Source organism: Brevundimonas vesicularis, assembly GCF_032067225.1.
Lineage (GTDB): Bacteria > Pseudomonadota > Alphaproteobacteria > Caulobacterales > Caulobacteraceae > Brevundimonas > Brevundimonas vesicularis_F.
The window spans coordinates 1-23,655 of sequence record NZ_DAMBJX010000044.1; the positions used below are offsets into that span (position 1 = coordinate 1).

Genomic DNA, 23,655 nt, shown 5'->3' on the forward strand with positions numbered 1-23,655 from the left:
ACCCTGGCCGCCGCCCTGCCCTTCGTCCTGATCATGATCCTGCTGTCGATCGGCCTGGTGCGCCAAATGAACGCCGACGTCGCCGGCCGCAGCCTCGAGACCGAAGGCGCGCCCCTGGCGCAGCAGCTGAAACGCATCCTGGCCCCGGCCAGCCGCAGCGACATCAACGATGAGATCAAGCGCCACGGCCTGCCTGCGCTGGAAACGGTTCACGAGGCCATGGAAGCCGAGGCGGCGGACTCAGAGATCGGGCGCGACGACGGCGTCGCCTGGCTGACGGTCAAACAGGGCGAACGCACCTTCATCTATCGCCTGGGCGCCCGCTCGCGTCCGCGTCCCGCCGTGACCCAGCGCGAGACGCCCGAAGGCCGCCGCCTTCTGGAATGGCGACTGATTGCCCAGACCGGCCAAGGCGAACGCCCCCACGACATCACCGGCTTCACCCGCGACCAAATCGTCGCCGACGTGCTGGACAAGCTTCAACGCTGGCGACTGGCCTAGACGACGAAGGGGCGCTAGCGTCCGGCGGTCTTTGCTGGAGTTCGCCATGTCCCTTCGTCTGTCGCGCCGCACCCTGTTCGCTTCCGGAGGAGCGGCGGCGCTGGCGGCGGGGCCCGTGTTCGCCCAGAACACGCCGGCGAACGATGATGCGTCGCTGGCGGCGGCAGTGGACGCCTATGTGGCCAAGTGCATGGCGGCCTGGCCGGATCAGCCGGCGCTGGGCGTCGCGGTGGTCAAGGACGGGGCGACAGTTCTGGCGCGTGGATACGGCGTCAAGGTTCAGGGCAAGCCGGCGCGGGCCGATGAGCACACCCTGTTCGCCATCGCCTCCAACACCAAGAACGTCACCGCCGCCGCCTTGGCCATCCTGGTCGACGAGGGCAAGGTGAAGTGGGACGAGCCGGTTCGGACCTATCTGCCCGGCTTCACCCTGTCCGATCCCTATATCGGCGAGCACATCACGGTGCGCGATACGCTGAGCCACCGGGCCGGGTTCGGTCTGGGCGCCGGCGACCTGCTGTTCTGGCCCAACTCGGACCGCACCCGCGCCGAGGTGCTGGCCCAAGCCGCCTTCGTGCCGATCGAGGACGGATTCCGGGCGCGCTATCACTACTGCAACCTGATGTTTGTGGTCGCGGGCGCAGTGCTGGAGGCCGTGTCTGGGATGAGCTGGGAGGCTTTCATCCAGACGCGCATCCTGGACAAGGTTGGGATGACCGAGACCGTGCCGCTGGCGCGTCTGGCGGATGCGTCCAAGTCCGCCCTGCCCCACGGCCGGGTCGGCCCGCCGCTGCGCTATCAGGGGGCGATGACGCCCATCGCCAAGTCCATCGTCGAGGTGTGGAACTGGGACTCCGCTGCAGCGGCGGGGGGCATCTGCACCACCCCGACCGACTGGGCCAAATGGATCGCCGTGCGGCTGAACGACGGCAGGCTGCCCGACGGGACGCGGCTGTATTCCGAAGACGCGGCGCGCGAGATGTATCGCCCCAACATCATCGTCGGCTCGTCGGCCGGACCGACGGCGGAACTGCCCAACCGATCCATCGCCTCGACCTATGCCATGGGGCTGCAGGTTCAGGACTATCGCGGCGAGCGGATCGCCAGCCATGGCGGCGGCTCGCCCGGCGGGATTTCCGCCACCGTGCTGATCCCCGGCCGCAAGACCGGCTTCAGCGTCTTCTCCAACGCCGAAGAAAGCTTACTGCTGCGCGCCCTGCGGTCCGGCATCACCGACATCTGCATGGGCAAGGTCGACGTCGACTGGATTGCAGACTCCAAGAAGCTGGAGGCCGAGGGCAATGCGAAATCCATCGCCGCCGCAGCCGAAATCGACTCCAATCAGGCGGCCGGCGCGCCCCCGTCCATGCCGCTGGAATCCTACGCCGGGACCTGGCGCGACCCGTGGTACGGCGACATCGTCATTGCGCCCAGGACCGAGGGGCGCGGGCGGAACAGGAAGAGCGGCCTGTGGCTGAGCTTCACCCATACGCCCGCCCTGCAAGGCTGGCTGGAGCCGTATGACGGCGAGACCTTCCGCACCCGTTTCCCGGACAAGCGCGAGGAGGACGCCTTCGTCACCTTCTCGATCCTGACGGCCAAACCGGCGACGGCGACGGTGAAGGGGGTCAGCCCCGACATCGACTTCAGCTACGACTATCAGGACCTGAGACTGACGCGCGTGTGACCTCGGACGACCCTGTGACCCAGGGTCGCAAACCGGAACGGCCCTGGCGTCCTGACGCTGTCTTCCCATCAATCGAAAGGGAGACCGTCATGTCCAAGACCCCAAACCCGCGCGCGCTGGATCGCGACGAGGCGGATATGGTCGAACAGACGAAGGCGCTGGCCGAGCGTTCGCCGGCGGAGCTGCGCGACCTGATCGGGCGGCTGCGCGCGCGGCGCGACCGGGTGCAGCGTCAGATCCGAGGACGCGTTCGTGCGGGAGAGAGCGGCCCGGATGCGGGCGCTCGCGAGAAGAAGGCGCTGCTGACCGAGGCCATCGCCCGCGTCGCCAATGAGATGGACCGGCGTAAATCCGGCCCTAAAACCGGCGGGGCGGCCGCGACCGACAATCTGCGCGAGGCCGTTCGTCGCAAGGCCGAAAGCCCGACCTGGACCGGGCCGGACGATCGCACCGCCGATCTGGGGCCCAGCGAAACGCCGAACACCAAGATCGCCCCATCCGGCGCGCTTCACGCCGAGGGCATGCGCGCGGCGATCAGCCGCTCGACCGGCGCGCGCTAGCCGGTGATCTCCAGCAGCTCCAGCTTGGCTTCCTGCTTGGGCCACGGCAGGACCAGGCGCCAGCGGTTCTGGCCTATGCGTTCGATGACGCCGACCTGATCGCGTTCGGCCTTGTCGCCATAGGCGGGGAAGGTCTTTTCGTCGGCGCCCCAGGCCTGGGCGCCGACATAGACGGCGCGGCGGTCGGTGTCGGGATAGATCAGGCCGCGCGTGCGCTGCGATCCCGTCGTCTTTGTCAGGACCAGATCGCCGCCGGGCGTCAGCTCGACCGAACAGGCGAACCAGGGATATTCGACATAGGCCAATCCCTGGCCCTCGACACGGCGGCCCATCTTTATGGTGCGGCAGCGATAGGTTCCGGGTCCCGGCTGGATGCGGCCCGTCTGGGCGGCGTTCGGGTCGGCGAGCGGCCCCAGAGCCTCCACCTGACGCGAGAAGCCGCCGTCCTCGGCCTCGGCGCGGGCCATGCGCCAGGCCTGATCCAGCCGGCCAAGCAGGCTTGCGTCGGCGGCCTTGGCGATCTGACGCCAGGAGTCGGTTCCGCCCTGCATCCCCTCGGCGGGAGCGGCTTGGGCCTGCGGCGTCGCCGCCGCCTCAGGTGCGGCCTGGGCCGGCACGCCTGGCGCGGGCGTCGTGACGGCGGGCGAGGCCTCGGTCGGGGCGGCGGGACTGTTGTCGCCACAGGCCGCCAGGGCTGTCGTGGTCATCAGGGCCAGAACGGCCAGAGGGGTGCGGCGCATCAGCGTCTCCATCGGTTGCCCTGACCGAACGTGACAGGGCGCCCGAGGTTCAGCCGAACCTTAGCCGCGCGGCGCCGGGACCAGCTCGATCAGGTCCAGATTGGATTCGGTGTTGGGCCACGGCAGGACCAGCCGCCAGCGCGCCTCGCCGATGCGTTGCAGGATGGCGACCAGATCGCGGTCGGGGTTGCGGCCATAGGTGTTGGCGGCGGGCTCCTGCGCCAGGGCCAGCGAGCCGAGCATAATCATATGGCGGTCGTCTTCGGGAAAGAGCAGGCCGGAGGGGCGCTGCGAGCCGGTAAGCTTGGAGAACTTCAGGCCTTTCGGCGTCTGTTCGATGCGGCATGCGAACCAGCCGTAGACGACATAGCCTAGACCGTCCTCACCGCCCTGGGTGCCCAGTTTGACGGTGCGGCAGCGATAGTCGCCGGGCAGGGGCGCGACGCCGGGCCGGTCGGCCTTGGGGTCTATCAGATCGCCCAGGCTGTTAATGTCGCCGGAGCCGCGCTGACGCTTGGCCTGTTGCAGGGCCAAGGTCCAGGCGGCGTCGACGCGGCGGTAACGGTCCCGGTCGCCGGCCGTGATGACGCCGCGCCAGTCCATCAGCGCGCCCGATGCGCCGGACGGCGGCGGGGGTGGCGGCGGCGGGGTCGAGGCGCAGGCGGCGACGGCGCACAGGACGGCCAGCGGCGCCAGACGACGCGTGAGCGAACGGAACGGGACGAACGGGGACATCGACGCTTCCCTTGGGGCGACCAGGCGAACTTTAAGCCTCTTAGGCCCTCTCGCGACCGTCGGCGTCAACCTCCGGGCCGCCCAGCGCCGCATTCAGTGCCGCCGCCAGGGCCGCCAGATCCAGCGGCTTGGCCAGCCAGGCGTCGAAGCCGGCGGCGCGGCCGCGCGCCCGGTCCGGCGCCGATACGGCCGCCGTCAGCGCCAGGACCGGCACATGGCGCGTCAGGGGGTCGACGTCCAGTCGCGCCTTGACCTCATAGCCGTCCATGTCCGGCAGGCCGATGTCGAGCAGGATGACGTCGGGTCTGAGCGCACGCGCCAGATCCAACCCCTCCGGTCCCGTCGTCGCGGCGTGCAGGGTCAGGCCCAGCCCGCTCGCCGCCTGCCGCATCAGGGCGATGTTGGCGGGATTGTCCTCGATGTAGAGCACTACCGCCTGACGCGATGACGCCAGACCCGGCGCGGGAGCTGCCGGCAAACTCAGCGAAAAGATCGTGCCCGCGCCGGGGTCGCGCGCCATGGTCAGGGCGCCGCCCATCCGCTCGGTCAACCGCTGGACCGAGGCGACGCCGAGGGCGGTGCCGCCTCTCGCGTCGCGACCATCCAACGGGCGGAACGGTCGGTCGTCGCCCGCGCCGGCGGGGATCATGCCGGCGTCATGGATGGCGATGACGATCCGGTCCTCGGCGCGTGACATCTCCATGCGCACTGTGCCTCCGCCGGACGAATGACGCAGGGCGTTCTCGACCAATCGGCGCAGGATGCGGCGGATCTGGCCCGGATCGGCCATGACGCACAGACCGTGGGCGGGCGGCGGACAGGCCAGCGTCACCCCCGCCTCTCGCGCCTGCGCCTCCAGCCCATCGCAGACCTGGCGCAGCGCCAGACGCAGATCGACGCGGTGCAGCGAAGGCGAACCGCCGCCGTCGCCGCCGCTCATGAAGGCTTCGGTTTCCTCGATCAGGGCCAGCAGGACGCCGGCCGCGGCCTCGATCTGGCGTACGGACTGAGCCTGGCGCGCGGTCAGGGGATTGGCCGGGTCGTCGGTGCGCAACAACTGGGCGAAACCCATGATCGTGGTCAGGGGGCTGCGCAGTTCGCGCCCCAGGGCCTGCATGATCTCGTCCCGCGTCCGTAGCTCGGCGGTCAGGCGGTCGACTTCGCCCTCGGCCGTCGTCAAGGCGCGGCGCAGGCCTTGGGTCTGGTGGGCGATGCGGGCTTCGAGCCGGGCGTTCTCACGACGCAGGCGCTCGGCGACCCCGTGCGCCTGAAGCCAGAGCCAAATCCCGGCGCAGGTTCCCGCCAGCGCCAGGGACAAGACAAGCAAGACGAAATCCATGACGCCCCTCCAACGCGCCATAATGACGCGTCGGAGTTGCATTCAGGTAAACATGCCCGCTTCGGTTGTTATCAGTCTTCGCTGGCTGCGGCGGCTTCGGGCTTGCGACGCGGCGCACGGCGACGCGGGGCCGCCTCGCCTTCAGCTTGCTCCGCCGCGGCCGACGACACCGGCGCGCGGGTCAAGAAGCCCGGCAGGGCGGTGGGGGCGTCGCCCTCGTCAGCCGCAACAGCGGCGGCGGTGCGGCGCGGACGGCGTGCAGGACGTTCGTCGGCAGCCGGCGCCTCGACGCTCGGGGCTTCACCTACAGGCGCATTGACGGGCGTCTCGGCGACAGGCGCTTCGCTGACGGCTTCGGCGCGGTCGGCCTCGGCGTAGGCAGGGGCGGCGCCCTCAGCGCCGTCTTGGGCGCTTTCCTGATTGTCGAAGCGACGATTGCGTTCCTCGCGGCGACGCTCCCAGCGTTCGCGACGGCTTTCGCGACGACCGCCGCCCTCGCCCTCGGCGCGGACCTCGTCGCCCTCTCGCGGCTCGCGGGGTTCGCGCGGCTGCTGGCTGTCGCGGTTCTGGTCACGATCACGGTTCTGATCGCGGTCGCGGTCGCGGTTGTCACGGTCTCGGTCGCGATTGTAGTCGCGGTCGCGGTTCTGATCGCGGTTCTGGTTCTGCTCGGCGCGTTCGGCGGCCTCCGCGGCCTGACGGTCGGCGGCCTGCTGAGCGGCGACGAAGGCGGCGGCCTGAGCGCCGGATTCGTCCTCGAAATCGATGTCGAAGCCCTGGTTGGACTGTTCACGCGCGGCGATGTCCGAGAAGGACCGCTGCGGCTGGAGCGCGCGCAGGACGCGGTAATAGTGTTCGGCGTGCTGCTGATAGTTTTCGGCCAGCACCCGGTCGCCGCTGGAGGCCGCATCGCGGGCCAGCTGCTGATAGCGCTCATACACTGTCTGGGCGTTGCCCCGGACCTTGATGTTCTCGGGTCCTTGCGAATCCCACGAACGATTCGGATTGGCGTTGTTGGCGTTGTTGGCGCCCGCCTTGTTCCGATTGCGTCCGCGCTGACGCTTCATGCCCTTGAAATCTCTCATTCGCGCTACCGTGTGCAGGGGCGGACCAAAGCCTGAAGGCCGGTTCCGTCCGTTTCGTGGTTCCGTCTCGCTCGGGGCCGATCCCCGATTGTCGAACTGTCGGAATGCCTTGTCGCCCGCATGGTGCGCCGGTCCTTTCGGGACCGACCGTCATGGCCGGCTCAAGCCGCGAACAGCCGGGTATGCGCCCGTAAAGCTGCGATTGAGTGGGAGACGGCAGAGACTTAACCCGAGTGCGCGGCCTTTCCAAGCGATATTCGTCAATGCGTCGCACCGAACCCTGCACAGCGCCGCTTTGCCAAGCCCGCCGGCTGGGCTAGGCATGACCTTTGAGACGACGACGAGGCTATCCCATGCGCGTGCTGGTTCTGGGCGGCGACGGTTTTTGCGGCTGGCCCACGGCCCTGCATCTGTCGGCCGAAGGGTGGGACGTGACCATCGTCGACAACCTGAGCCGCCGGAACATCGACAACGAGCTGGAGGTCCAGTCCCTGACGCCGATCCGCACCATGGGCGAGCGGATCAAGGCGTGGAAAGACGTGTCCGGCCGCGACATCGGCTTCGTCAACATGACCGTGGGCAAGGAATTCGACCGTCTGGTCGCCCTGATCCGCGACTTCGCCCCCGACAGCGTGGTGCATTTCGCCGAGCAGCGGGCCGCCCCTTATTCGATGAAGTCGGCGCGGCACAAGCTGTACACCGTCGACAACAACATCAACGCCACCAACCATCTGCTGGCCGCCATCGTCGAAAGCGGCCTGGACGTCCACCTGGCGCACCTGGGGACGATGGGGGTCTATGGTTACGGCACGGCGGGCCTGCGCATCCCCGAGGGCTATCTGAAGGTGACGGTGGATACCGACAACGGCCCCGCCGAGCAGGAAATCCTGTTCCCGCCCAATCCGGGCAGCATCTATCACATGACCAAGACGCAGGACGCCCTGCTGTTCCAGTTCTATGCCCGCAACGACAACCTGCGCATCACCGACCTTCACCAGGGCATCGTCTGGGGCACCCAGACCGAGCAGACCAAACAGGACGAACGACTGATCAACCGCTTCGACTATGATGGCGATTACGGCACGGTGCTGAACCGCTTTTTGATGCAGGCGGCGGTCGGCTATCCGCTGACCGTGCATGGATCGGGCGGCCAGACGCGGGCCTTCATCCATATTCAGGACACGGTGCGCTGCGTCGAACTGGCGCTGAAGAACCCGCCCAAACGCGGCGACCGGGTCAAGATCCTGAATCAGATGACCGAGAGCCGCCGCGTGCGCGATCTGGCGGCCATGATCGCCGACAAGACCGGCGCCGAAATCCACAATGTCGCCAATCCGCGTCAGGAGGCCGACGAGAACGATCTGGTCGTCGCCAACGATCAGTTCCGCGACCTGGGGCTGAAGCCGATCACCTTGGCGCAAGGCCTGATGGACGAGGTTACGGACATCGCCCGCCGCTATGCCGACCGGGCCGATCTGGGTCGGGTGCCGTGCGTCTCCGCCTGGAACCAACGCCGGGCGGAGGCGCTGGAAAATGAGGCGCGACCGGCAGTCGATGCGCCGCCTTCCCAAGTTCTGACGGCCTGAGTTTCGTAATGCCTATCGCCTCCCCTCCCCTCGATCTGCTGGTTTTCGGCGGCGGCTATCTGGGACGGGCGGCGGCGCTGGAGGCCATACGGCGCGGCGGACGCGCGACCGCCACCTCGCGTGACCCCGAGCGGCGCCGCGCCCTGGCGGCCGACGGAATCATGGCCATCGATCCCGGCGATACGGCCGCGCTGAAGACGGCGCTGGAGGCGGCGACCGCCGTCCTGATCACAGCCGCGCCGGACGCGCAGGGTTGCCCCGGTCTGCGGGCCCTGGGGCCGTTGGCGGGCGGCGCCTGGCCCGACTGGATCGGTTATGTCTCCTCCACCTCCGTCTATGGCGACCGGGCCGGCGGATGGGTGTTCGAGGACGGGCCGCTGAACGCCGCCAATCTGGAGGGCGCACGCCGCGTCCGGGCTGAGCGCGATTGGCTGGATGGGGCGCAGGGGATGGGGCTGACGGTCCAGATCTTCCGCCTGCCCGGTTTCTACGGGCCGGGGCGCAGCGTCGTCGAGCGGCTGAGGGAAGGCACGGCGAAACTGGTCAGAAAGCCCGGCCAGGTCTTCAACCGCATCCATGTAGATGACATCGTCTCGGGCCTATTCGCGTCGATGGCGCAGCCGCGACCGGGCGCCGCCTACAATCTGACTGACGACGAACCGTCGCCCGCCGATGTGGTGATGGAATGGGCGGCGGATCGGATGGGCCTGCCCCGCCCGCCAGAGGTGGACTGGACCGACGACAGCGTCAGCGAGGCGATGCGCCGCTTCTATCTGGATTCCAAGCGCGTCTCGAACGCCCTGGCCAAGGCCGAACTGGGCTGGCGGCCCGCCTATCCCAGCTGGCGCGAAGGGCTGGCGACGCTGATGGACGCGCCGCCGCCGTTGCGATTGGTGAGCTAGGGCGCAGTCACGCGCCCTAGCCGCGAGCGACCGCGTCACGAGCCTAGCGCGCTTAGAAGGGCAGCAGATTGCGCTGGCGGCTATAGCTCATGGTGCCGACGTTGGCGCCCAGGCGCAGGCCGACGCCGGTGCGGATGGGGGCCAGGACGATGCCGTCGGCGCGCTGATAGTTCACGCCCAGGCCCGCGACCAGATAGGCCGAGCCCTCGATGCCGGGATAGCGGCGATAGATCATGTCGGGATGGTACAGGCCATAGACCAGGGTGAAGACGCGGCTGGCGTTGCCGCCCCAGTCCCAGCCTACCGACGCGCCCTGCCAGAACACCTCCTGAGAGGCCGAAAGGTCCTTCATGTGCAGGGCGCCGCGGCCGTAGCGGGCGCCGACAACGACGGCGCCGGAGCCTTCCTCGCCCGCGATATAGGCGGTCGGGCGGTCGCCCTGGTCGGCGAAGACGCGCTCGATCGCGCCGCCCACGACCTCGGCCGCGATGCCCAGCTCGCGCGAGCCGGCCGCCACCAGCTCATCGAAGCTGTAGGCCTGGGCCGTCTGGTCCGAGCGGATCGGATAGTTGGGATCGCGCGGCGGCGCCGAGGCGCAGGCGCCCAGCGACGAGGCGCCGGCGGCGGTGGCGAGGCCCGAAAGGATCAGTTGGCGGCGATGCATGCAGGGCGCTCCGAAAGGCGACGAGAGGACGGCCGGCTGGCGCGCCGGTCTTGGCCTCACCGTCCCCGACCTTTGCGGCAGCCTTGCGGCTTCAAGGTTAACGAGGTCTTACCCACTCACAGCGACAGCAAGGCGAATGACTACCTTCGGCCTTTGTCGTAGCCCTCTTTAACGGTTTTTACGCAGTGTCCTGCGGCCTCGGCTGATACATGCATGAGACCCGTAATGAAATTGCCTACAGCCTTACGGGAGTGATCAGCATTCTTTGCAGAAACCATAGCTGAAGCCTGCTGGTGCGTCAGCCCCTTCGACAGAACGCGGTGATCGGTATCTAAATGATCATGAATCATACGATGCTTTCGACCGTCAAAAATGACCTGCCAGTGCTGGACTTCTCTGTTCATCTACTTCTCCCCAAACTTCGAATGAAGTCACTACGAGACGACACTTATCTCTCCACGGCAATAGCAACTACAGGCAAAGCCGATCCCCGTGCTGTCAACCAGTGACTCGATATCGTCTCGGGCCAGAGCGGACAATCGTGATTGGAATACTTCAAGGATTATAGGAAGACGCGCTTTCGTCGGACCAACAACCAGGCGAGGCCGATCAGGACCGCCAGCATTCCAAAGGCCTTTCCAGCCGTCAAAGGATCCTCGACCACGAAGATCACGAACAGGGTCGTATTGATCGCCAGGGCGATGATCGCCGGCAGGGGATAGAGCGGCATCTTCCAGGGGCGTTCCAGATTGGGCTCGCGCACCCTCAGCACGATGACGGCGGCGTTCACCAGCACGCTCATCAGCGCTAGCAGCGACGTCGAAAAGGTCAGCAGGGTCTCATAGACGCCGATCGTGGCCAGCAGCCCACCGGCCAGCACGGTGGCGATCAGGGCCAGACGCGGCGTGCCGTTGGCGGCGACCCGGGTCAGGGCCGAAATCTGATACTCGCGCGCCATGGCGAACAGGACGCGCGGGAACACCATGACCATCGCATTGATGATCGTCACCAGCGACACCAGCGAAATGGCCGTGACGATGGGGCCGGCGACATCGCCGAACACCCGACCGGCCGCATCCGCGGCGACGAGGTTCGAGCCCGCCATCTCGGCCGGCGTCAGGACGTTCAGATAGGCCAGGTTGGCCAGCACATAGATCACCGTCACCACGGCGATGCCCGAGAAGGTCGCCCGCGCGATGGTCCGGCCCGGATCGACGACCTCTTCGCAGAAGTAGGAGGCGCTGTTCCAGCCGTAATAGGTGCCAGAAATCGCCCGCAGGGCCATGACGATGCCGCCGAAGGTCAGGGCCGCCGCCGTCGCCGGCGCGATCTCGGTCGCGACGGGCGCGCCGCGCGGCGCCAGGAACAGGCCGATGATCAGCACGGTGAACAGGGCCGCCTTGACCGCGCTGCCGATCTCCTGCGACCGACCGCCGACCTTGGTCCCCAGCCATTGGACGCTGCCCACCACGACCACGATCAAGAGGGCCAGGACGCCGATCGGCACGCTGGTCGCGACGCCCAGTCGGTGCAGATATTCGCCGAAGACCACAGCGATGAAGGCGATGCCGCCCATATTGCCCAGCCAGTCGCAGACGCCGACGGCGAGGCCGGTCAAAGACCCGAAGGCGCGACGGGCGAAGATATAGGGGCCGCCCGTCTTGCGGATCGAGGCGGCCAGCTCGACCGTCGACATGGCGTCGATCCAGGCGACCAGACCGGCGACGCACCACAGGGCGATGATGATCGTGGGGTTCTGAACCCCCTCGGCGACCACGCCGGGGGTACGCAGTATGCCCTGACCGATGACGCCGCCGACTACGACGGCGACGCCGAACGTCACGCCCAGGACGCGCAGCAAATGGCCGCGATCCGGTTGGGCCGCCTGAGGTTCCGTCGTCATCGCCTATGTCCCCCGCGCCGCCCGAAAGACGGCGCTGCGCCCCTCAAGCCCGCAGCCTGCCGCCCTGCTTTTCGACCGCTCCGACGACCTTGGCGGTCAGGGCCTCGATCTCGGCTTCGGTCAGCGTGGCCTCGCGCGGTTGGATCACGACCTCCAGGGCGACGGACTTGAAACCGTCGTCCACGCCCTTGCCGCGATAGACGTCGAAGACGCGCACGTCGGCGATCAGGGCCTTGTCGGCGCCCGTTGCGGCCCGGACCAGATCGCCGACCGGTTTGGCGTCCTCGACCACGAAGGCGAAGTCGCGCGTCAGCGGCATGAGGGCCGACAGATCGGCCGATCCGCGAGCCTTGCCCGACTTCCCACGCGGCTCGGGCACATTGTCCAGCACGACCTCGAAGGCCAGCATGGGGCCGTCGGCGTCCAGCGCCTTCAGGACGCGCGGATGCAGTTCGCCGAACTCGACCATCACATTCTTGGGCCCCAGTTGCAGCCGGGCCGAGCGGCCGGGGTGCCACCAGTCGCGGTTCTGACCCTGGACCAGTTGCAGCGCGGCAACCGGGGCGCCGATCTCCTCCAGCAAAGTGGTCAGGTCGCCCTTGAGCGTGAACAGGGCGTCCTCACCGGCGCCGGCCCAGTGACGGGCGGCGTGCGGGGCGACCAAGGCGGCGATGACCGTGCGCTGATCCGCCGGACCGTCGCCCAGATAGATGGGGCCGATCTCGAACAGGGCGGCGTCGGCGAAACCGCGCGCGGCGTTGCGCGCCGCCGCCTGGATCAGGTTCGGCAGGGCCGAGGGCCGCATGCAGTCCAGATCCGCCGCAATCGGGTTCTCCAGCACCAGCCGGTCGTCTCCGCCGCCGAACAGGGCCGCGGTCGATTGCTTGGTGAAGGACCAGGTGACGGCTTCGGCGTAACCGAGGGCCGCCAGGGCGCGACGCGCGGTGCGGACGCGGGTCTGGCGCGGGCTCAGCACGCCGCCGGCGGGGCGGGCGACCTCGGGCAGAGGCGTATCGGGCAGGCTGTCGAAGCCCTCGATCCGCGCGACCTCTTCCACCAGATCGGCCGGGCCTTCGACGTCGCGACGCCACGAGGGCGGAGTGACGAGCCAGGGCTCGGCCTGACCGGCGGGCGCGGCCTGAACCAGGAAACCGAGCTGGCCCAGGATGGTCCCGATCCGGTCGTCGGCCAGATCCATGCCGCTAAGGCGCTTCACATAGGCGGGGTCGAAGGCGAAGGGCGCCGGGCTGGCCGGCGGTTCGCCGACGAAGACGATGTCCGACGGCTCGCCGCCGCACAGGTCCAGGATCAGGCGCGTCGCCAGTTCCAGACCCGGCGTGACCGAGACCGGATCGACGCCGCGCGCGAACCGGTACTGGGCGTCGGAATGGATGCCCAGCGCACGGCCGGTCTGGGCGATGACCAGCGGGTCGAACCAGGCGCTTTCCAGGAAGACGTCCGTAGTGGTCTCGTCGCAGCCGGTCGATTCCCCGCCCATGACGCCGCCCATGCCGATGGGGCGCTCGCCCCCGGCGTCGGCGATGACGCAGTCGGCTGCGGATGCGGCGTAGGTCTTGCCGTCCAGGGCGATCAGATGTTCGTGCTCGCCGGTCGCGGCCGAAACCTGCCCTGCCCGCACCACGATCTCGGTCCCCGACAGCTTGGCGACGTCATAGACGTGCAGCGGCCGGGCGCGGTCATAGGCGATCAGGTTGGTTACATCGACCAGACGGTTGATCGAGCGCAGGCCGATGGCCGTCAGACGCTTCTGCAGCCAGGCCGGCGACGGACCGTTTTTGACGCCGCGAATGACGCGACCGGCGAAGACCGGGCACATCTCGGGAGCCTCCAGCCGCACGCTGATCGGCGACGGGAAGGCCCCGCGCACCACGGCGATGTCGAAATGCTTCAGCTTGCCGACGCTGGCGGCGGCCAGATCGCGCGCGATGCCGGCGACGCCCAGCCAGTCGGGCCGGTTCGGCGTGACCTCGAAATCGATGACCGGCTCGGCGCCGAACAGGCCGGCGACCGGCGTGCCGACGGGGATCTCGGGCGGCAGTTCCTGAATGCCGTCGCTCTCGTCCGACAGCTCGAGCTCGGAGGCCGAGCACAGCATGCCGTTCGACACCACGCCGCGCACCGGCTTCTCGACCAGGGTCACGCCCAGACCCGGCACATAGGCGCCGATGGGCGCATAGATGGTGGTCAGCCCCGCCCGCGCGTTCGGCGCGCCACAGACGATCTCCTTCAGCCCGTCGACCGTCTCGACCTGGCAGACCTGCAACCGGTCGGCGTTGGGATGCCGCTCGGCCGAAACGATCTTGGCCACGGTGAAGGGCGCCAGTTTGGCGGCGGGATCGAGCACCTCCTCGACCTCCAGCCCGGCCATGGTCATGGCCTCGGCGATCTGATGAACATCCGCCTCGGTTTCGAGGTGGTCCTTCAGCCAGGACAGGGTGAACTTCATGCCGTTGGCCCCGCCACCGTCGGAACAGCCGCCAGTTGCTCTAGAATCTCGGCGGCTCCGGTGAAGCCGACATTGTAGAACTCGCAGCCCACGAAGGTGCAGTCATGCATCGGGATGGTGCCCAGCGCCTTGTCCCCCATCGGCTGAAGCAGAAGATTCTTCATGCCCCCGCGCGAGTCGCCGAAGTTCGTCTCATCGAACGTCGTGCCGGGTCCGACCAGAACGATCGCCGGGCCATCCAGCCGGCAGCCGGTGAAGGTGCGCCCTACGACCGCGCCCTTGTCACGGCAATGCTGATAAAGATCGTGCAGGTTCAGATCGACGTTCTCGAACGTGGTCTGGGTCAGGTCGCGCGCAAGATTGACGGGACGGTTGATCGGAAGCCGGCTCATGCTTGGTTCTCCCGTGCGCTGAGGAGGTCGGCCTCGATCTGCTCAAGCAGATCCGGGGCGCCGGTGAAGCCCACCTGAACAAAGCGGCAGCGGACAAAGCGGCAGTTGGACATGCCCACGACGCCCGCGATCATATCGCCCATTGGCTGCAGCAGCAGGGTGCGCGGATTGGACGCCACGCCCATGTTGCAGCTGTCAAACGTCGTGCCGTTCATGACCGCCATGACGGCTGGCCCCTCGATCAGACAGTTCGTGAAGGTCTTGTCCTCGATGAACGTCTTGCCGGCGTTCATGTGATGAACGGCCAACGACGGCAGCCACACGGCCTCCTTTTCGAAGGTCGTGCGGGCCACCAGTTCTCGGCCGAATTTTTCTTCGGCCGACATCGGCGTTTCAGTTTGATCGGTCATCTTGAAACTCGTTCAGCTCAGGCCCGAGGCCGGGTTGGGGGCGGCGAAGGCCGAGAAGCCGTAGTGGGACAGCCAGCGGGTGTCGGCGTCGAACATGGGGCGCAGGTCGGGCACGCCGTATTTCAGCATGGCCAGCCGATCCACGCCCATGCCGAAGGCGAAGCCCTGATATTCGTCCGGGTCGATGCCGCAGTTCCTGAGCACATTGGGATGCACCATCCCGCAGCCCAGGATTTCCAGCCAGTCGTCGCCGGTGTTGAACACCACTTTCCCGCCCGAACGGTCGCAGCGGATGTCCATTTCCGCCGAGGGTTCGGTGAAGGGGAAGTGGTGCGGACGGAACCGCGCCTGGATCGCGTCCAGTTCGAAGAAGCGGGCGATGAAGGTCTGAAGCGTGGTCTTCAGGTGGCCCATGTGGATGTCGCGATCGATCACCAGGCCTTCGATCTGATGGAACATCGGCGTATGGGTGGCGTCCCAATCCTTGCGGAAGGTGCGGCCCGGCGCGACGATCCGGATCGGCGGCTTTTGCGATATCATGGTGCGGACCTGCACCGGGCTGGTGTGGGTGCGCAGCACCTTGCGTTCGCCCGTCTCGGGGTCCGGCTTCAAGAAGAAGGTGTCATGCATTTCCCGCGCCGGATGTTTGGGCGGGAAATTCAGGGCGGTGAAGTTGTGGAAGTCGTCCTCGATGTCCGGACCTTCGGCCACGGCGAAGCCCATCTCGGCGAACAAGGCGATCATCTCGTCCATCACCTGCATGGTCGGATGGACCCCGCCCTTCCTGCGCGGACGCGCCGGCAAGGTCAGGTCGATGCGTTCCGACAGCAGGCGCGCGTCCAGTTCGGCGGCTTCCAGCGCGGTCTTCTTCGCGGCGATGGCGGCGGCGACGCGGTCACGCAGACCGTTGATCATCGGTCCCTGTTCGCGGCGTTCGTCGGGGCTCATAGCGCCCATGCCCTTCAGCAGGCCGGAGACGGAGCCGGACTTGCCCAGGGCGGCGACGCGCACCTCCTCCAGGGCGGCGACGGTTTCCGCGCCGCCGATGGCGTTGATCAGGTCGAGTTCGAGTGTGGCGAGATCGGTCATTTGCCCCGTGCCTTAGCGTTCTCGCGCGCGTTCGTCACCCTTCAAGGGGCCGATGCGATGGCCTGAAGTTCCGACGCCGGCGCCTTGTTGGCCGCAACGATCCAGGCGGGCGGTTCCGGCTCCCAGCGTATGGGCCGGCCGTCGGTCTGCATCCAGCGATGCAGCCACGAGATTCCGTTGGCGCGGACATAGGTGTCGGCATGGCCGTAGATCGGATCGGCCAGCGCCTCTTCCAGCGGCACGAAGCGATAGCCGCGCGCCAGATACAGGGCGTGGATCTGCAGATAATAGGCCTGGTTCAGGCTGTTGGCGTGCAGCAGTAGCACCTGCGCCGGTTCACGCCCGCCCGCCACCTCTGCGCTGTAGGGCTCGTAGAAGTCCAGCACCGTCGCCATATGCGCCACATAGGCCTGACCGATGCGCTGCATCAGCGCTTGGTCGCCGATCTGCTCGGCCTTGCGATAGACGTCGGCGAACATCCAGTCGTTGTTGTCGAGGGTCACAGGCGCGACCGTATAGCCGCGCTGGGCCAGGCCGGCGGCGATGGCGTCGTGCTTTTCCTGCGTCTCGCCGGTGAACAGATAGGGGTGGCGGAACCAACGCAGGGTCTGGCCGCGCGCCTCAAGCGCCTGCCGAACGATCGGCGCCCCGGCGTCCACGTCGGCCAGATAGGCCTCAACCGTCGTCGAGTGGATGTTCAGATGGGTGTTGGTGTGGTTGCCCAGGTCCAGACCAGCGTCCAGCCAGACGTTCAGCACGCGCGGCAGGATCGTGGCGCGCTCGGCCTCGCACACCTTGCCCGCATTGACGAAGGCTGTGCCGTGCGTGTCCAGCGGCTTCAGCATGGCGACGAAATCCTGGGTGATCGTCATCAGGCGCGCCGGATCGCACAGGGTCGCCGCATCCGTCTGGAACGGCAGGTCATCGAAGGTCACGGCCACGCGTCGGTCCTGCGCGGCGGCGGGAGTGACAAGAACGAGGGCGGCAACCAGGCCGCAGATCAGGGTGCGCATTATACGGCGAGACTATCGAAGTCGCGTGCGCGAGGGAATATCGCTCGCAGTCCGGACTTTCCATCCGCCTACGGATCGACTGTCGAAAACCCGCCGCGAAAGGTTCATGAACGGCAAAGCTGGCGTTAAATATCAGCGTCTAATCAGGCCTCCGGACTTGCGAGGACCTTGATGCCGCTGATCGGTGATTTCGTCGACTTGATCGCGCCTGTGGCCCCGTCCACGCCGGGCGCCGATGTGTTCGAACGGTTCCAGACCGAGCCGAACACCCTGGCCCTGGCTGTCGTCGATGACGATGGCCGCCCCCTCGGCATCATCGAACGCAACGCCTTCACCCTGAGGATGGCGGCCGAGTTCGGACGCGCCCTGTATGCCCGAAAGCCCGCCGAAAGCCTGATGGACCGCAATGCGCCGGTGGCGGAGGCGGCGACCAGCGCCGAGGCCTTCTTCCACGCCTACGATGCGGCGGAACTGGGCGCCTTGCTGACGGGCTTCATCGTCGTGGCGGACGGCCGCTACGTCGGCGTCGGCACGGCGCTGCAGGTGGTGCAGGCCGGCGCGGCCCTGCACCGCCAGCGGGCCGAGGAGATGAGCGCCCTGGCCCGCGACCTGGCGCTGGCCGAGGCCGAGGCCGTTGCCTCCAGCCGGGCCAAGTCCGAGTTCCTGGCGGTGATGAGCCACGAGATCCGCACGCCCCTGAACGGCGTGCTGGGCGTCGCGGCCCTGATGGACAAGAAGCTGGAGCAGGAAGAGCTGCGCCCCTACGTCCGCACCGTCATCGATTCGGGCCAGAGCCTGCTGCGGCTGCTGACCGACGCGCTGGACATGTCGCGTGCATCGGCCGGCATGCTGACGCTGGAGGAGGAGCCGCTGGACCTGGCGGCCGTCGCCTTCGACATCGACGCCCTGTGGCGCGCGCGGGCCGAGGAAAAGGCCCTGGCCCTGACCATCCGCACCGACCTGACCGTTCCCTGCGTTCAGGCCGACGGGATGCGGCTGAAGCAGTTGCTGAACAACCTGATCGGCAATGCGCTGAAGTTCACCCTGACGGGCGAGGTCGTCGCCCTGATCGAGAGTCGGTCGGACGGCGAGGTCATCTTCACCGTGGACGACAGCGGCCCCGGCGTGCCCGAGGCGGCGGCCGCGACCATCTTTGATCCTTTCAACACCGGAAAGGCCGGACGCGAGGGGGCGGGCGCGGGCCTGGGCCTGGCCATCTGCCGACAGATCGCCGAACGGATGGGCGGCGCGATCTCGCTGGGCGCCTCGCCCCAGGGCGGCGCGCGCTTTCAGGTGCGCCTGCCGCTGCGCGTCGCGACCGAGAGCGCGGCGCCCGCTCCGGCCATGGCCGAGCCGACCCCGCACGACACCCTGCATGTGCTGGTGGTGGACGACAACGCCACCAACCGCTTCGTCGCCGGCAAACTGCTGGAGATGTTCGGCTGCACCTGCGAGATGGCCGAGAACGGGCGCGAGGCGGTGGACGCCGTCAGCGCGCGCCGGTTCGACCTGGCCCTGATGGACATCAAGATGCCGGTGATGGACGGGGTCGCCGCAACGCGGGCCATCCGCGCCCTGCCCGGTCCGGCCGGCGCCTTGCCGATCCTGGCCCTGACGGCGAACGCCGACGAGCGCGACGAGCTGGACTATATCGCCGCCGGCATGAACGGCGTGGCGCAAAAGCCGATCCAGCCCGACGCCCTTCTGAACGCCATCCGCATGGTGCTGGCGCAGAGCCAGGCATCGCACGTCCCCAAGGCGGCCTGAAACGAAGAACGCCCGCCCCGGAAACCGGAGCGGGCGTCATTCTTGTTGCGCTACGCTCGCGACGCGATCGCTCGCGGCTTGAGCGCGGCCCTTAAGCCAGAGCGGCGCGGACCTTATCGGCGACGGCCTTGAAGCCGGTCGCGTCAGCGGCGATCGCGGCCAGAACCTTGCGGTCCAGTTCGATGCCGGCCTTGTTCAGGCCGTTGATGAACTGGCTGTAGGTGAAGCCTTCCAGACGGGCGGCGGCGTTGATGCGCTGGATCCACAGGGCGCGGAAGTTGCGCTTCTTGGCGCGACGGTCGCGATAGGCGTATTGCCCGGCGCGGTCGACGGCGGCCTTGGCCGTACGGATGGTATTCTTGCGGCGGCCGGAGAAGCCCTTGGCCTGCTCCAGAACCTTCTTGTGCTTGGCGTGCGAGGTTACGCCACGTTTAACGCGAGCCATGTCGCTATTCCTTCAAATTCTTTGGGATGGAGATCAGTCGTACAGCGCGCGCCGATCAGGCGTACGGCATGTAGGATTTGATCTTCTTGGCGTCGGCGTCGGCCATGACCGAGGTGCCGCGGTTCTGGCGGATGTATTTCGAGTTGTGGCTGATCAAGCGGTGACGCTTGCCCGCAACGCCGGCCTTAACCTTGCCAGTGGCCGTGAATTTGAAGCGCTTCTTGGCGCCCGACTTCGTCTTCAGTTTCGGCATTTCAGTCTCCTTTTTGGAGGGCTACCGTCCTTTGGACTACTTGAGCCCGTGGGGAGGTGTCTCTCCAGAGTTTAAGAACCGCCCAGGCATGCCTGTTCGCCTGGCGGTTCGGTACGCGAAGGCGCGGCTTCTACGTGAAGAGCGCCGCCATTGCAAGACGAGTCAGGCCGGGGCTTTGACGCCGCCCTCGCCGCTGCGAATGACGCGTCCGGCGTTGATCGCCATCAGGGCCGCCGGGATGGTCAGCAGCGCCCCGATCACGAAGGGCCAATCATGCCCCAGCCCCGAGAACAGCGCGCCCGCGATCATCGGCCCGAAGATGCGCGCCACCGAGCTTGAAGCCATGTTCAGACCCAGCATGGCTCCCTGCCGATCCGGCGGCGAGGCGCGGCTGATCATGGCCGAGATATTGGGCATGGCCAGCGACATGCCGCATGCGCCGATCGCCATCACGATCGGAATGATCCAGCCTTGGACCACCGGGATCGTCAGGGCGCCCAGCTCGAGCCGTGTCGCGGGAAACCACGCGACAGGCGCCAGCACCTGCAACACCAGCGAGGTTCCAAACAGCAGCATGCCGGTGGCCAGCACGCGCGATTCGCCGAAGCGCCGCGCCAGCCGCCCTGCGAAGAACCCCTGGTTCAGCGTGGAGACGATGCCCACGATCATGAAGCTGAGCCCCACCTCGCGCGCGCCCCATTGATAGCGGCTCTCGGACCACAGGCCGAACACGCTCTCCATCGCCGAAAACCCGGCCATATAGATCAGGGTCACGACCAGCACGCGCGACACCACGGCATTGTCGCGCGCATCCTTCAGCCCCGCCAGGAAGGCCGGACGCGGGGCGGCGGGATCGGCCTTGGCCCGGCTTTCGCGCAGGAAGACGACCACGCCGACCGCCGCGATCGCCGCCAACGCCGCCGCCAGGAAGATCGGCAGCTGATAGCCCAGCCGTCCCAGCTGCGGCTGCGTCAGCAATCCACCTAAGCCCGGACCGACAATGAAGCCCAGGCCGAACGCGGCCCCGATCAGACCCATCCGCCCGGCCCTCTGCTCGGGCGGGGTCACATCGGCGACATACCCCTGAACCGTCGAGATATTGCCCGCGCCCAGGCCGGTGAACAGCCTGACCGCGATCGCCAGCCAGATGTTGGGCACGAAGGCCAGCATCAGATAGCCGAGCGCATTGGCGATCAGGGTCATCAACAGCACGGGCTTTCGCCCGATCCGGTCCGACAGCCGACCCCAGAACGGCTCGGCGAAGAACTGACCCAGCGAATAGGCCGAGAACATCAGCGTGATCTGCCAAGCCTCGGCCTTCAGGCTCTGGGCGAAGAACGGCAGCAACGGCACCACCAGCCCGAACCCGACCAGATTGATGAACACCGTCGCAAACAACACAGCCAGCGCCGGTGTCTTAAGCTTGGGCGGCGGGGTGCGCGCAGCGACCGTATCGGCGTTCGTCATTCCCAACGCTTAGCCGTTTCTCCAGCAAAGAAAAACGCCCCGGTCGCGGGACCGAGGCGTTTGGTATTCAGCGATGGATCGTGATTAGCGCGGGGCCAGGATCATGATCATTTGGCGGCCTTCCATCTTGGGCGAGAACTCGACCTTGGCGACCTCATCGAAGTCGGCCTGGACCTTGTTCAGCAGCTTCATGCCCAGTTCGGGGTGGGCCATTTCGCGACCGCGGAAGCGCAGGGTGACCTTGACCTTGTCGCCTTCCTCGAAGAAGCGGTGCATGGCCTTGGCCTTCACCTCATAGTCGTGGGTGTCGATGTTCGGACGGAGTTTGATCTCCTTCAGTTCGACGACCTTCTGGCGCTTGCGCTGCTCGGCCTTCTTCTTCTGTTCCTGGAAACGGTGCTTGCCGTAATCGAGGATCTTGGCCACCGGCGGCTCGGAGGTGGAGACGATCTCGACCAGGTCCATCCCGGCTTCCTCGGCGGCTTCCAGAGCAGCGGAGGTGGGCATGACGCCCTGTTTTTCGCCGTTCTGGTCGATGAGCAGAACGCGAGGGGCGCGGATATCCTGGTTCATACGCGGCCCGTCTTTCACGGGTGGCGCTTGCATGGGACGGCGAATGGGCGTCGTTTCCTTATGTGGTCAGAGAAGGCGTATGTCGTGATGAGCGATTGCACGCGGCGATCGCCACGTTCCCCTCAAGGCCGGCAATATGCGCCGCGAGCCCCGATTTTTCAAGGGTTCGCAGGCGTTTCGACGATGTAGGCGTCATGTAGCGCCAGCACCGCGTCGAAGACGTGATCCACCGTCAGGTCCTCGATCGGCGCGAACTGGCCGCGCGTCTCGTTGGACGCCGCCGTGCGCGTCTTGGGTCCCCAGGGACCGTACAGCCACCACTCGGTCGGACCGAACAGACCCAGGGTCGGCCGGCCCAGCGCCGCCGACACGTGCATCAGACCCGAATCGTTGCCGACGAACAGATCGGCCCGATCGATGGCGGCGGCCGAGGCCAGGATGTCGCCCTTGCCGACGAAATCGATGCCGCGCGGGCCGGCAGCTTCCAAAGCCGGGGTCGCGGGCGGCCGGTCGCCCGGCCCGCCCACCGGCATGAAGCGCCAGCCGTCGAAGCGCGGCTCGGCCTTCAGCTTCTCGACCAGGGCGCCCCAGCGATCGGCGGGCCAGCTCTTGCCCGGCTGATGCGCGATGGGGGCCAGGGCGATTATCGGGCCGGGACCCGCGCCGCCCGCCAGCTGCGGATCGATCACGGCGGCGGCCTCGGCCCGAGCCTGATCGTCCAGGAAGATTTCGGGATCCAGCGGCGTCGGCGAACCCATCAGCCGCGACACCATCTCGACCTTGCGCAGGCCCGTCTCCCACGAGCGGTTATAGACGATGCGCCGCTTCGCCGGGATCAGATAGCTGAGCGCCGAACCCCGGATGTCGATCACCAGATCCCAGCGCGTGCCGACGACCTGTTTCCACAGATCGAGCCAGTGGCCAGACAGCTTCTTCTTGTCCAGCACGATGGTGCGCACCACGCCGGGCGCGTTGCGGAAGAAGGGCGCAGGCGGCCGGCCGCAGGCGACGGTGATCTCGGCCCCAGGGACCTGACGCGCGATCTCGCGGATCACGCCCGACGAGATGACGCAGTCGCCGATGCGGTTGGAGGTGACGAACAGAACCTGGGGTGCGGACATGGGTCTGTGTTCCGCCATCGCGCGTCGCGGTCAAGGGTGACGACGGCGGAAAGTCCGGGCAGAACGGCGCCATGACCGACATCCAGCACCTGTCCCGCCCCGATGGCGAAACCCTGGCCTTCAAACGCGTCGAAGGCGGCGGCCCGACCGTGATCTGGGTCGGGGGCTTCCGCTCGGACATGGAGGGGACCAAGGCCCTGGCCCTGGACGTCGCCGCACGCGAACGCGGCTGGAACTTCGTCCGCTACGACCATTTCGCCCACGGCCAGTCCTCCGGCGACTGGAGACAGGCCACCATCGGCCGCTGGCACGAGGACGCCGTCGCCCTGATCGACAGTCTTTCCGGCCCGGTCATTCCGGTCGGCTCCTCGATGGGCGGCTGGGTCTCGCTGCTGGCGACGATGGCGCGGCCGGACCGGATCAAGGGGCTGGTCCTGGTCAATCCGGCCCAGGATTTCACCGAACGGCTGATGTGGCCCGGCCTGGCGGACCACGAGCGTCAGGCCATCCTGCGCGAGGGCGAAACCCTGATCGTCGAGGAGGGTCTGGGCGAATATGTCCTGACGTGGCGTATGTTCGAAGAGGCGCGCGATTGGCTGCTGCTGGACGGCGTGATCAACATCGCCGCCCCGGTTCATATCCTGCAAGGCCGCGCCGACGACGTCGTGCCTTGGCGACATCAGGTCGAACTGGTCGAACGGCTGACCGGCGGCGACGTGCGCCTCGACCTAATCGAAGGCGGCGATCACCGGCTTTCGACGCAGGCGGACCTCGACCGACTGGTCGCGGCGGTCGAGGCGATGCGGGGCTAAAAATCCTCCCCCGTTCACGGGGGAGGGGGACCACGAAGTGGTGGAGGGGGCGGATACGCAACAGACCTCGACCGCGTCTTACATACGGTGCGGGGCTCGCCCCCTCCACCGCCTGCGGCGGTCCCCCTCCCCCGCTGACGCGGG

Annotated in this window: 23 protein-coding genes and 1 pseudogene; 7 read left to right on the plus strand and 17 right to left on the minus strand. The window is 67.5% G+C overall.

The genetic code is table 11. The features are described from left to right. From RT123_RS11530 to RT123_RS11540, 3 genes and pseudogenes are all read left to right on the plus strand, one after another. Window positions 1-501 (plus strand): annotated as a pseudogene (locus tag RT123_RS11530) (transporter); the annotation flags it as partial. Window positions 502-547: 46 nt separating this feature from the next. Then, entirely contained in the window at window positions 548-2,188 is a 1,641-nt protein-coding gene (locus RT123_RS11535; protein WP_313009268.1) for a serine hydrolase, read from the plus strand. Between the two features lie 89 nt (window positions 2,189-2,277). After that, window positions 2,278-2,748 (plus strand): hypothetical protein, encoded by a 471-nt coding sequence (locus RT123_RS11540; protein WP_313009269.1) that lies wholly within the window; start codon window positions 2,278-2,280, stop codon window positions 2,746-2,748. Here the strand turns inward: RT123_RS11540 and RT123_RS11545 are convergent. The 4 genes from RT123_RS11545 to RT123_RS11560 all read right to left on the minus strand — a co-directional run bounded on the left by RT123_RS11545 (window position 2,745) and on the right by RT123_RS11560 (window position 6,647). Next, the gene (locus tag RT123_RS11545; RefSeq protein WP_313009270.1) at window positions 2,745-3,488 is read right to left on the minus strand and encodes a DUF4893 domain-containing protein; all 744 of its coding nucleotides are present in this window, start codon (window positions 3,486-3,488) and stop codon (window positions 2,745-2,747) included. The two genes, RT123_RS11540 and RT123_RS11545, sit on opposite strands and share 4 nt — an antisense overlap. Before the next feature lie 60 nt (window positions 3,489-3,548). Then, window positions 3,549-4,223, minus strand: coding sequence for a DUF4893 domain-containing protein (locus tag RT123_RS11550; protein ID WP_313009272.1), 675 nt, complete (start codon window positions 4,221-4,223; stop codon window positions 3,549-3,551). A 40-nt stretch (window positions 4,224-4,263) separates the two neighbouring features. Next, a complete protein-coding gene (locus RT123_RS11555) occupies window positions 4,264-5,550 on the minus strand; it encodes a hybrid sensor histidine kinase/response regulator (RefSeq protein ID WP_313009273.1) in 1,287 nt (428 codons plus the stop codon). A gap of 83 nt (window positions 5,551-5,633) precedes the next feature. Beyond that, window positions 5,634-6,647: a DUF4167 domain-containing protein gene (locus RT123_RS11560; protein ID WP_313009274.1), complete on the minus strand. Its 1,014-nt coding sequence runs from the start codon at window positions 6,645-6,647 to the stop codon at window positions 5,634-5,636. A gap of 353 nt (window positions 6,648-7,000) precedes the next feature. Here RT123_RS11560 and RT123_RS11565 point away from each other — a divergent pair, with 353 nt between their 5' ends. Continuing rightward, complete coding sequence (locus tag RT123_RS11565; protein ID WP_295242659.1) at window positions 7,001-8,233, plus strand: NAD-dependent epimerase/dehydratase family protein; 1,233 nt, start codon at window positions 7,001-7,003, stop codon at window positions 8,231-8,233. Between the two features lie 8 nt (window positions 8,234-8,241). Next, complete coding sequence (locus RT123_RS11570) at window positions 8,242-9,135, plus strand: SDR family oxidoreductase (RefSeq protein WP_313009276.1); 894 nt, start codon at window positions 8,242-8,244, stop codon at window positions 9,133-9,135. 52 nt (window positions 9,136-9,187) lie between these two features. On the opposite strand, the gene RT123_RS11575 is transcribed toward RT123_RS11570, so the two are convergent. From RT123_RS11575 to RT123_RS11610, 8 genes are all read right to left on the minus strand, one after another. Then, on the minus strand, window positions 9,188-9,799 hold the full coding sequence (locus RT123_RS11575) for a DUF1134 domain-containing protein (protein ID WP_045811058.1): 612 nt from the start codon (window positions 9,797-9,799) through the stop codon (window positions 9,188-9,190). Window positions 9,800-9,939: 140 nt separating this feature from the next. Further along, window positions 9,940-10,203 (minus strand): hypothetical protein, encoded by a 264-nt coding sequence (locus RT123_RS11580; protein WP_313009278.1) that lies wholly within the window; start codon window positions 10,201-10,203, stop codon window positions 9,940-9,942. Window positions 10,204-10,361: 158 nt separating this feature from the next. Then, a complete protein-coding gene (locus RT123_RS11585) occupies window positions 10,362-11,702 on the minus strand; it encodes an APC family permease (protein WP_313009280.1) in 1,341 nt (446 codons plus the stop codon). 43 nt (window positions 11,703-11,745) lie between these two features. Beyond that, window positions 11,746-14,169, minus strand: coding sequence for a phenylalanine--tRNA ligase subunit beta (pheT, locus tag RT123_RS11590; protein WP_313009281.1), 2,424 nt, complete (start codon window positions 14,167-14,169; stop codon window positions 11,746-11,748). Then, window positions 14,166-14,561 (minus strand): hypothetical protein, encoded by a 396-nt coding sequence (locus RT123_RS11595; RefSeq protein ID WP_052689542.1) that lies wholly within the window; start codon window positions 14,559-14,561, stop codon window positions 14,166-14,168. Before RT123_RS11595 ends, pheT begins: the two co-directional genes overlap by 4 nt. Then, window positions 14,558-14,971 (minus strand): hypothetical protein, encoded by a 414-nt coding sequence (locus RT123_RS11600; RefSeq protein ID WP_066552620.1) that lies wholly within the window; start codon window positions 14,969-14,971, stop codon window positions 14,558-14,560. Before RT123_RS11600 ends, RT123_RS11595 begins: the two co-directional genes overlap by 4 nt. A gap of 12 nt (window positions 14,972-14,983) precedes the next feature. After that, window positions 14,984-16,060, minus strand: a complete 1,077-nt coding sequence (gene pheS / locus RT123_RS11605) for a phenylalanine--tRNA ligase subunit alpha (RefSeq protein WP_307509301.1) — start codon at window positions 16,058-16,060, stop codon at window positions 14,984-14,986. Window positions 16,061-16,101: 41 nt separating this feature from the next. Continuing rightward, window positions 16,102-17,001, minus strand: coding sequence for a polysaccharide deacetylase family protein (locus RT123_RS11610; RefSeq protein WP_313009284.1), 900 nt, complete (start codon window positions 16,999-17,001; stop codon window positions 16,102-16,104). A gap of 243 nt (window positions 17,002-17,244) precedes the next feature. On the opposite strand from RT123_RS11610, the gene RT123_RS11615 reads away from it, so the two are divergent. Then, entirely contained in the window at window positions 17,245-18,840 is a 1,596-nt protein-coding gene (locus RT123_RS11615; protein ID WP_313009286.1) for an ATP-binding protein, read from the plus strand. A gap of 91 nt (window positions 18,841-18,931) precedes the next feature. On the opposite strand, the gene rplT is transcribed toward RT123_RS11615, so the two are convergent. The 5 genes from rplT to RT123_RS11640 form a co-directional block, all read right to left on the minus strand. Next, complete coding sequence (gene rplT, locus RT123_RS11620) at window positions 18,932-19,285, minus strand: 50S ribosomal protein L20 (protein ID WP_017506327.1); 354 nt, start codon at window positions 19,283-19,285, stop codon at window positions 18,932-18,934. 55 nt (window positions 19,286-19,340) lie between these two features. After that, window positions 19,341-19,538: a 50S ribosomal protein L35 gene (gene rpmI, locus RT123_RS11625; protein WP_003166435.1), complete on the minus strand. Its 198-nt coding sequence runs from the start codon at window positions 19,536-19,538 to the stop codon at window positions 19,341-19,343. 162 nt (window positions 19,539-19,700) lie between these two features. Beyond that, window positions 19,701-21,005 (minus strand): MFS transporter, encoded by a 1,305-nt coding sequence (locus RT123_RS11630; RefSeq protein ID WP_313009288.1) that lies wholly within the window; start codon window positions 21,003-21,005, stop codon window positions 19,701-19,703. A gap of 84 nt (window positions 21,006-21,089) precedes the next feature. After that, window positions 21,090-21,611 (minus strand): translation initiation factor IF-3, encoded by a 522-nt coding sequence (gene infC / locus RT123_RS11635; RefSeq protein ID WP_055752751.1) that lies wholly within the window; start codon window positions 21,609-21,611, stop codon window positions 21,090-21,092. Window positions 21,612-21,736: 125 nt separating this feature from the next. Continuing rightward, entirely contained in the window at window positions 21,737-22,699 is a 963-nt protein-coding gene (locus RT123_RS11640; RefSeq protein WP_165115322.1) for a glycosyltransferase family 9 protein, read from the minus strand. Between the two features lie 71 nt (window positions 22,700-22,770). Between RT123_RS11640 and RT123_RS11645 the strand changes: the two genes are divergently transcribed. Then, a complete protein-coding gene (locus RT123_RS11645; protein ID WP_313009290.1) occupies window positions 22,771-23,511 on the plus strand; it encodes an alpha/beta hydrolase in 741 nt (246 codons plus the stop codon). The last annotated feature ends 144 nt before the right edge of the window (window positions 23,512-23,655 follow it).